At 54.7% G+C, this 8,838-nt stretch carries 7 protein-coding genes; 2 read left to right on the forward strand and 5 right to left on the reverse strand.

All coding sequences use genetic code 11. The features are described 5' to 3' along the window. Positions 1 to 60 precede the first annotated feature (60 nt). Complete coding sequence (locus DMP06_RS08620; protein ID WP_161957875.1) at positions 61 to 2,052, forward strand: serine/threonine protein kinase; 1,992 nt, start codon at positions 61 to 63, stop codon at positions 2,050 to 2,052. Beyond that, positions 2,049 to 3,245, forward strand: a complete 1,197-nt coding sequence (locus tag DMP06_RS08625) for an FHA domain-containing protein (protein ID WP_220092553.1) — start codon at positions 2,049 to 2,051, stop codon at positions 3,243 to 3,245. The genes DMP06_RS08620 and DMP06_RS08625 overlap by 4 nt, the downstream gene beginning before the upstream one ends. 285 nt (positions 3,246 to 3,530) lie before the next feature. Here DMP06_RS08625 and DMP06_RS08630 read toward each other — a convergent pair whose 3' ends face one another. The 5 genes from DMP06_RS08630 to DMP06_RS08650 all read right to left on the reverse strand — a co-directional run bounded on the left by DMP06_RS08630 (position 3,531) and on the right by DMP06_RS08650 (position 8,624). Beyond that, positions 3,531 to 5,324, reverse strand: a complete 1,794-nt coding sequence (locus DMP06_RS08630; protein WP_123209338.1) for a hypothetical protein — start codon at positions 5,322 to 5,324, stop codon at positions 3,531 to 3,533. 10 nt (positions 5,325 to 5,334) lie between these two features. Then, a complete protein-coding gene (locus DMP06_RS11885; protein ID WP_380783100.1) occupies positions 5,335 to 5,550 on the reverse strand; it encodes a single-stranded DNA-binding protein in 216 nt (71 codons plus the stop codon). 14 nt (positions 5,551 to 5,564) lie between these two features. After that, positions 5,565 to 6,236, reverse strand: coding sequence for a hypothetical protein (locus DMP06_RS08640; protein WP_123209340.1), 672 nt, complete (start codon positions 6,234 to 6,236; stop codon positions 5,565 to 5,567). A 7-nt stretch (positions 6,237 to 6,243) separates the two neighbouring features. Further along, positions 6,244 to 7,428, reverse strand: a complete 1,185-nt coding sequence (locus DMP06_RS08645; protein ID WP_123209341.1) for an SPFH domain-containing protein — start codon at positions 7,426 to 7,428, stop codon at positions 6,244 to 6,246. Between the two features lie 176 nt (positions 7,429 to 7,604). Further along, positions 7,605 to 8,624: a hypothetical protein gene (locus DMP06_RS08650; protein WP_123209342.1), complete on the reverse strand. Its 1,020-nt coding sequence runs from the start codon at positions 8,622 to 8,624 to the stop codon at positions 7,605 to 7,607. Between the last annotated feature and the right edge of the window lie 214 nt (positions 8,625 to 8,838).

Raw genomic sequence — 8,838 nt, forward strand, 5'->3', positions numbered from 1 at the left:
GCAAGCAGCCCCGAAAATGGACGGTATGAAACGTGCGACATCGAGCGCTCGGAACGTGGCATGCGTCTCGTGCATGTCGACGATTTCGAATCGCCCGTTTCGCTTGAGGGAGCTGATCGCGACGCCTATCTGCGTCGCTTCGTCACGCTGTTTGTTGATGAGCTCCACGCTCGTCGCGGCGGCATTGGGCGCGTGATGCGCGCGACCAATGCGCTGGGCGAGACATTCGCGCTCAAAACGCTCGTGCTGCCCGATCGGGTGGATTCGTCGAGCGATGAGGAGCATGAGCATCGCATTGAATCGCTGAAAAAGGCGTTTCGGCAGGAATACGAGTGTCATCGCGCCCTTTCGGGGCTGGCCGGGTTTCCGCGCCTGTACGGCTTCGGTGCGGTGGGCGGTGCCCCCGCGATTATCATGGAGTGGATTGAGGGGCAGACGCTCGCCCAAGCGTGCCGCCTGCTTGCCGCCGATGATGAGGGCCGTGTGCCGCCGCTTACGGCGGCGCGTATAGGTCGCGATCTGTTCGACTTGCTTATGCGCATGGATCTGATCCAGGACCGGATGGTTCACCGTGACGTGTCGATGGGCAACGTGATGGTGAGGACCTCGCGTATGTCGGTGTTCGAGCAGGCGGACGAGGGCGTGTTTGAGCTGTGCCTGGTAGATTTCGGCTCCTCCGCATCGGTTGATGGCGATGTCTCATTCACCAGCCAAAACAGGGTGGCGCGCAAGGCGACGGCCAATTATGCTCCGCCCGAGATGCTCACCGACGACGTGCCCAATCTGGAGCGCTTGCGCAAATCGCCCGCCATAGACGTGTATGCGGCGGCGAGCGTGGTGTACCAGCTCGCGTGCGGGGTGCCGCCGTTCGATCTGACGTGCGGCGCGGATGACGGGAAGCGCGGCGAACAGGTTGTTTCTCCCTATCGCGTGAAAACCGAACACGAACCCCGCCCCGCCGTTATGGCGCACAATCCCGCAGCGGACGTGAACGCGGTGCTCATGCACGAGCCCGAGGTGGCCGTCATGGTGGAGCGCGCGGCGGGCGGCATGTCGCCGCGACCCGATGACGAGGACGTGCGCGATGCGCTTGATTACGTGGACGCCCAGCTTGCGGAGCTGCTGGTCAAATGCTTGGCGGTGCCGCAGGAGGCGCGTCCTAGTGCGCGCCAGATGCACGGAGCGCTTTCGGCGTTCTGCCGTCAGTATTCCGAAAACATCGAGCGTTCGCTTGCGGGCGATCCGCTTCTGCCATGCATGCTCGACGGGAGGCCCGAGGGCGCGGCGGTGTCGGCTATGGAGCTGCGTGCCGTGGTGAAGGCTGCGGCAAAGGCGGCATCGGCGGCGGTGTGGCTTATTGTCGTATGCGCCACGGGGCTGCTTGTGCACGGTGCGCATCTTGCATTCGATATGGGGCCCCTGACCTGGGCGGGCGATGTAAACGGTGCGGCGGTTTCTGCAATGCTTGCCGTGCCAGGCGCGCTTGGGCTATTGGGCAGGTGGCGTGACGCGGGCACATTGCGCGGGTTTGTGCGAGGAAGCGCGTTTCTTGCGGTCGGGGCGCTTGCGGGTGCGATTGCGCTTGCGGGCATATCGGCCGAGCCGGGCGTGTGGCGCGGGCTGGCCGCCGCCCTGTTTGCCGCGGTTGCCGCCGGATGGTGCCCGCTCGTGGTGGACTACACGCTTGCCGTGGCTTTGCCCACGCCGCGCACGCCAAAACGAGTAGGCCTTCCTGAGGGCTCCTCTGCGCCACCCGCTTTGGGCGAGGCGGCGGGCCTTGCTAAGCGCGGTGGGTATTCGGGCGCGGATTCTGACGAGCCCTCTTCCTCGTTTTCGGCTGCGCCTGCATCGCCTCGGCATGATGGCTCTTCGCAAACGTACGAGACGGATTGCGCTGCCGGAGCGGCGAAAGAGGCGGATGGTTCGCAGGGTGGCGCATCGCGGGTCGACGACGCCATTCAAGTCGACGATGCTTTGCAAGTGGATGGCGTGTCGCAGGCCGACGAATTGCGGATCGACGACGCATCGCAGAACAGAAAGGACGAATCATGACGGAAGCTCACCTCACCCCGTGCGGCGCGCTGTTCGCCGTCATGAAGAAACACGGCGGTATGAGCTACAAAGAGCTCGCTTCGCTGGTGCTGTCGGGCAAGCCGCTCACTGACGGGCGCAGTCCCGCAAGCCGCGTAAGCGACCGCACCTGGGTGTCGCGGTTCATCGTGCATGCCCCCGTGGGATCGCTGCAAGATAGGTATTTCAGCGATTTCGGTGTGTCGTCGTTGCGCATCGTGTCGCGTCTTAAAGCGCGGGAGAAGCGCGCGCTGTCAAGTGAGCAGATTCTAGGGTTCATCATGGGCGATGGCGGAACCATGATGAAGCAGGCGCTTTCGGCCGCGCATCAGGATGTGGCGCTATACGACAACGTACTGGCGCGGCTCATCGGCGGGGCGGGCTATACCAACGACGAGCGCGTGGAGATCGCCATGACCCTGTTTGTGGCTGCAGGTTGTACGGCGGACGTGCGCAAGGCCGCCCGGTTTGCGGTGTCCTACGCCAAATCGGTCCACGGGGATAACCTTGCCACCACGCCTGCAGCTTCATTGGGCGATGCGGACGTTGCGCCCGACAGAGAGCGCATGGAGCATGCGCGGTTTGCGCTTGGGCTGGTGCGCGTTGTAGACGGCTACGTGAAAGGAGACGCTCGTTGGGTGTCGCCTGACAGCAGTGGCATCGAGATTGGCGCGCTTGCGCTGGGCGAGGGCGATATAGCCGATGTGGGCCCGCGTGTGTCGGGCCGTCATGCGCACGTGTGGTGCGACGAAGGCGGACGTTGGTTCGTGGAAGATTTGGGATCGCGCAATGGCACCGTAGTGGTGAGCGGCGTCGATCGCGGCAAGATTGTGGTGGCTCCGCCTAGGGATGAGGCGGGTGCAACGGTGGCCGATTCGACCTCGGCATCTGCGAAAACGTCTGGAGATGAAGTCGGCCCGCAGGTCAAAGGCGATGAGGGCGCTTGCATGAAATGTGACGAGGGTGCTGATGTTGCGCCCGATGCCGAGGGTGCGACGGGAGCCGAACGGGATATCATCGGGATCGAATCCAGTGAGGCCATCGATCCCGTCGAACCCGACGAGCATATCGACGCGGAGCTTGCAGTGTCCGAGGCGGTGGAAATCCATCCTGGAGACGAGCTTATCCTCGCCGGCGATACCGTATTCGCCCTGGTGGCGGGTTTGCCTGAATAGATACGAGGCTTCTTCGGCTGCTGCATACGATTTTTGACTCACATAAGAGCGACAACCGCCCTCTGAGCGAAAACGCGATGAGCCTAGTATCGCTCAGGCCCGCAAAGCAAGAGACCCGGCTGATGCCGGGTCTCTTGCTGCGAATCGCTTTGTCGACTGAACGTTATGCGAAGCGGCATCCAACTATGTTTGTACACGCATAGGCGGCGCATGTACAGTGCCGTCTATGCGTGTTGTAATCCAGGGTAGTTAATCTAAGCACGAGGCTCGCGTTTAGGTCAATAATCACTCTCCCAGCAATGAAGCCTCAACGCCTATTTGCTTTAATTCTTTAACAAATTCGTCACTGTCTTTGCCCCTTATGGCAAATGGTCTCTTGTGCGGGATGCACCAGATGTATTTATGCAATTCGCCGATGTTGACATTGAGAATCCTACTCGCTTTTAGGAGCTGGATCACTTTGTCCTTCTCATCGTTTTTACTAAGCGAAGTGATGCAGATGCCGTTTGGGCTTGAGGATAGGAAATTTAGTACATCCAGATCGCTCATTTTTTCCACAGTGTCTAAAGCATATTTGCGGCCTGCGTCGCTTAAAGCTCTTCTGCGCGCCTCCAAAGATTTGATTTTATGGTTAAGCTCGTCTATGCTGCGATTGAGCGTAGTGCGTTGCTTTCCTTTGAAGACGGATAGCTTGGATTTCTCCGATTCCAATTTAGCTATTTCAGCTTGCATGGATTCGATTTGCCCAAGGAGCAAGTCGTGTTCGTCTGCTTCTTCGTCGTGGGTCGCCCAATAGCGTTCTTCGAGTTGTTGGACTATTGGTTTCTTCATTATCTTGATATCGCACGCATCGCGAGACTTTTTATATTGTTCGAGATCGGCTTTTCGAGCCTTTATGGCGATGTCATTGAAAGCGATTCCGTCTTTTATCTGACCGGATGAATAAGGGCCAAAAAATCGTCGGTTAGTTTTATGGGATATGTTCTCTTCTTCTATTAAAATGACCGATTTCCACAGCGTTTTCTTCGACTCTAAGACTGAAACGGGTGAAGATTTTTCTGCCTCCTGAAGACTTGCCCCTACGGCTTCTGCCATGCCGTGCAGATGGCCGGATATCCTGTCGAGAATCTTTTTTGTCTCGTTGTTTACGGCAATAAAAGCCGGGATATATTCATGATCGAGAAGCCCCAGAGAAAACAAAACGATCTCTTTGACTCTGTCGGCGGTTTTTGTATAGGAGTCAAAGTATGCGATTTCGTCGGAAGTGTCGTTACCCCCATTTGACGAGTAGGTAAATATGCGGTGTTTATTCCATTTCAAGGAGAATTCGAGGAAGGCGCTCACAACATCGCATGCGATAGTATTGCTGCTGGACCAATACATGCGGGCTATTTTCCTGCAGCAGTCGTTTGCCTCTATGAGCATATCTTCGCGCTTGGAGTTTGGAGACTCTTGACCATCAGGAAAAGAAGCAGCGAGACTCAGTAATCCCAGACGAACGGTATCGATTCGCGCGGCATATGATTCGAGTTGTTGCTTAAAGGAGCTAACAACGAGGTCGCGGTTCGTCTGCGTAGGCGAGTTTTTGAATGCGTTGGCAAAGAATCGAGAACGCATTTCCGCCATATTGAAAAACAATTCTTTCAGCTCAAGAAGATGCTCGTGTGCGGATTGCGGATCGTTGCCCATTTCGTCGGCGACTTTTTGCAGCGCTTTGCTGTAGCTTGAATTTGCTTCAGCAAAACGATCCTTCGCTAAGTTTGTCTGGCAATCTATCGACTTTCCGTAGATGATCCATGCCTCAATATTGGCCGAGTCTATTTCCAGCACCTTTGATGCGTATTCTTCGGCTTTGCTCATATTAGAACCCTTTTCTGCCGTTCGGGCAAGATCGAGATATTTCTCCACCTCCTCGCTGCGGTCGGTTTTGACTGTGCCTTCGACCTGCACAACGCCTTCGACCATCATCTTCTTGGCTTCTTCGATGCTGTATTTGCATCCGCATTTCTGGCAGACGAATACTCCGCCGTCTTTTACCAAGTCTGTGCTTCCGCACATTTCGCAGGTCAGTTGCTTCATTTTTCATCACCTAGCATTTCTCGTATCGCGAATGATTGTCTCTGCCTCTTGGCAGTCTTTTTATGGAGGCGACCCTGCCTTCTCTTGTTTCGTTAGAAAAGTAAATTCCAAATCCAACTTTCTCTCCTCGGGTTAGACTGCTCCATTTGGTTCCTTCGAAAAGGTCTTTAACCTCGAATTTCTTTCCAGCCGGGAGGTTGTCTATTTTGGAAAGGGCCTCTTTCATCCACTCGCGGTGGTTCACTGTCTCTTCCCCTCCTTGCAGAGTCGATTGCGCTTCTCAAGTGACTGCATTAGCTTCTGCACTGTTTGGGAGTCGATGGGGTTGGGCAAGGAGTCGAGCTCGTTTTGCAAGTCGGCCTCAATGGGAGCAGATAGGGTATTGGTTGCGGGATCGCTGTACCGTGCAAGCTCGATCAACTCCCTGAAGCTTTCTTTTGCCGAGGGGTTTTCAAAACGGTGCTCGTTATTTGCGTTCTCAAGATCGAGAAGGAATTTGCGCATGAAGGAAACGGACTCGCGGGCTTCATCCTCTGTCTTTGAAATCGCATCCATTGTCTTTGTGGGCGCGAGGACAAAAATAACCGCAACAACGATCAATATGACTTCGCCGGCGAGGACGAAGGGCAGCATTCCTTGCGGTAAAAATGCGATGGCTACTCCGGCGATAAGCTGGATGACGAAACAGAGCGAGGCACCTATAAGTCCCGGAAATGCCAGGAATAGATTGTGCGCATTCACGGGTGCTTTCTGGAAGATGGCCCACAGAAGAACTCCCGTTAAAGCAAGCGCGAAGGCAATTGAGGCAATGGACATGGGCCTAAGCGGGGTGATGAGAAGAATTATTGCGCAATAGGCGGCAAAAAGTGCCCCAATGATAATGCCGAATGTTTTCTTTACGGGCGAATCCATTGCTCACCTACCTTTTCTTGCCGCATTCGGGGCAGAACTTTTCCGATCCCGTGAAGGAATAACCGCACTCTGAGCAGAACTTTGCAAGACCAGACTGTCCGCCCGTAGGCGTTCCGGTGCACACCGATTGGGACTGTCCCGTCGCATCGGGCGGCACATTAGCGCCAGCGGGAAAAGCCCCAGACGCTCCTGCCATTGCACCCATGAAACCGGAGGCGGCTATCGTGTCGGACATGACTGCCCCTACGGCTCCTCCGACCGGAGCGCTCACCCCAGCCATCATCCCCATGCCTATTCCGAGATTGCTGAATTCGCCTACTGCTTCGTTGGCGGCGACTTTTTCGGCAACGTCAAAGCCTCGCTCTTGTTGGTAGGTGTAGCCCTCTATGCGACGTTTGTCCGCTGCCGCTTGCGCCTCAATCACGATTCGTTTGGCTTCGGTTTCCTGGTTGATAACACCTACGCGTTGCTCGATTTCTGCTTCTCTGATGTCGGCGTATTGACGGAAGTAGAGCTCTTTGAACTTCTCATAGATGGGGTCGTCCTCGGGTTTTACTACCGTTGTTATCATCATCTGGACAAGCTCTACGCCGTAGGGATCAAAGTCTGGCTTGAGCTTGGTGCAAATGGAGTCGGACAGGGTGTCGAGATGGGCATCGAGCTCGAAAATGTTGAGAGAGTTTTCTTTAATGGTCTGAGCTAGGTGCGCTTTGATTCGCGTTTGCAAGAATGACTTGAAATAGCCTAGCAACTTTTCTTGAGAGAGGATTGCTTCGGTTCCAACGAGCTTCAAAAGGAGTTTTCTTGCATTGCGTACGGCGAGACCCATTTCTCCCGACGCGCCAAGCGAGAGGGGAAATCCGTACGTGGGTTCAAGGAACTGAATCTTGCTGCTTGTGCCCCAGCCTATCCCCAGCTGCTCAACGAGATTGATAAAGTAAACTTCACAATGGAACGGAGACTCTCCACCGCTGGGCAAGTTGATGATATTGTTGAGGAGCGGGATGTTTTGCGTATCGAGGGTGTAGCGTCCAGGGTCGAAAGAATCGAGCGCTTGTCCATTGGTAAAAAAGATTGCTTCTTGTGATTCGTGCACGATGAGGTGTGAGGCGGTATTGAAGTCTTCGCTCGGATGCTTCCATACGAAGGTCTTGTTGTCTCCCTCGTATTTGATAACGTCAATAATGCTCATGCTCTACCTCGCATCCTTTTAGTTGTATATGAACAGCGTCCGAAGTGGATGGGTCGATTTGGCAATGGGGGCGTTACTTTCTGAACCGCCCTCATATTTGATCGATTGACGCAAAACGCGATTAGATGTGTCGTGCTTACTTGCGGGGTAAGGCTTCGCGCTGTTCGAGGGGTTCGCTACTGCAAATCAACGATGTACGTTTGGGTGCATAGACTGTCGTTGTAGTATGTGTTGAGTTGGTCGGTAAACCTCCACTCAAGGTGTGCGGTCTTGAGCTCGTCGGCCATTTCGTCAGAAATGCTTGTGAAGATGGTCACGTTAACCGTTTCAAGAGGATTGGGCTGGTACGAGTAGAAGTCGCTACCGCCCTTTTCGGAGCCCGTAACCGTTGCAGCGATGGTGTACTCGTCGTTGATGACTATCTGGGCATCGGTACCAAACATGATGTCGGCGAACTCACTGCCGAGGTTTTTAAACGTGCCCGTTATCACGTAGTATTTGCTACCTTTTTCATCCTGATAATAGTTGTAAAAGCCAGAGGTGTTGGGCGGGTAGATTTCGTCCTGGACCTCGGCCTTGGTAAGTTTGAACTCGTAGTTGTCCGTTTTTATCTTTTCCCCAAGCTCTACTTTGGTATTTGTCGCGGCGTATTCTTCGAATTCTTCGATAGTTGCATCGATGTCCTCCCTTGTGGTCTCCTCAAAGGTGAGGGAGACGCTGCCATCGTCCTGCTTTGCTGTCAGGATTCCGTCGTCCATCGTCAGCGTAGACGTAACTCCGTTGATGGTCATGCTGGCGGATGCTTCATCCTTGATTTCCCATGTAACGTCGTTGGGGGAGGTCTCTTCGCCATTTTGATAGGTGACGAACGTGCCTGTGCCATCCTCGTTTAGCGTGAGCGCCCAAAAGACCCCGATGAACTCGGCAGTTTCGGTGCCGGTCACGGTTTCGCCGTCCTCCGTTTGGGCAAGCTTCCATGAGCCGACGATCTGCTGTTTGAAGGCCTCCGTGGGGTCCTCTTGCTGTTGAGCATGTTGGTCTTGCTGCTGTGATGCGTCGTCTGACTGTGCCGTACTGCAGCCCGAGGCGCCGAGCATCATTGCTAGGCAGAGCATTGCGCCGATGGTGAGCAATGCAATCGAGCTTGACTGCGCGCGTTTGCGAACTGCTGTGGTGCTGCAAAAATCATTTGGCATCAGAACCCTCCTTGTCCCAGGTAAGTACGCGTAGGAGCTACGTATCCAACGTAATTGTCAGCTCATTCTTTTGAAAACTGTTGCACAACATTAACTTCAATAATCAAATCATGATTTGATATAATTTTTAATGCTTATCTTGCATGTGGGCGCAAGGCGTATATGGGTAATAATTGCCATCGGCGCCCGCTGACCTTTGTGGGTGATAGGGGGG

The organism is Slackia equolifaciens (assembly GCF_003725995.1).
In the GTDB taxonomy this organism is placed as follows: domain Bacteria; phylum Actinomycetota; class Coriobacteriia; order Coriobacteriales; family Eggerthellaceae; genus Slackia; species Slackia equolifaciens.

What these genes read in the sequence shown, in the direction of transcription:
- DMP06_RS08620 (WP_161957875.1), top strand. Translation starts at nt 61, where the DNA reads ATGCGTCTCGTGCATGTCGACGATTTCGAATCGCCCGTTTCGCTTGAG.
- DMP06_RS08625 (WP_220092553.1), top strand. Translation starts at nt 2,049, where the DNA reads ATGACGGAAGCTCACCTCACCCCGTGCGGCGCGCTGTTCGCCGTCATG.
- DMP06_RS08630 (WP_123209338.1), bottom strand. Translation starts at nt 5,324, where the DNA reads ATGAAGCAACTGACCTGCGAAATGTGCGGAAGCACAGACTTGGTAAAA.
- DMP06_RS11885 (WP_380783100.1), bottom strand. Translation starts at nt 5,550, where the DNA reads ATGAAAGAGGCCCTTTCCAAAATAGACAACCTCCCGGCTGGAAAGAAA.
- DMP06_RS08640 (WP_123209340.1), bottom strand. Translation starts at nt 6,236, where the DNA reads ATGGATTCGCCCGTAAAGAAAACATTCGGCATTATCATTGGGGCACTT.
- DMP06_RS08645 (WP_123209341.1), bottom strand. Translation starts at nt 7,428, where the DNA reads ATGAGCATTATTGACGTTATCAAATACGAGGGAGACAACAAGACCTTC.
- DMP06_RS08650 (WP_123209342.1), bottom strand. Translation starts at nt 8,624, where the DNA reads ATGCCAAATGATTTTTGCAGCACCACAGCAGTTCGCAAACGCGCGCAG.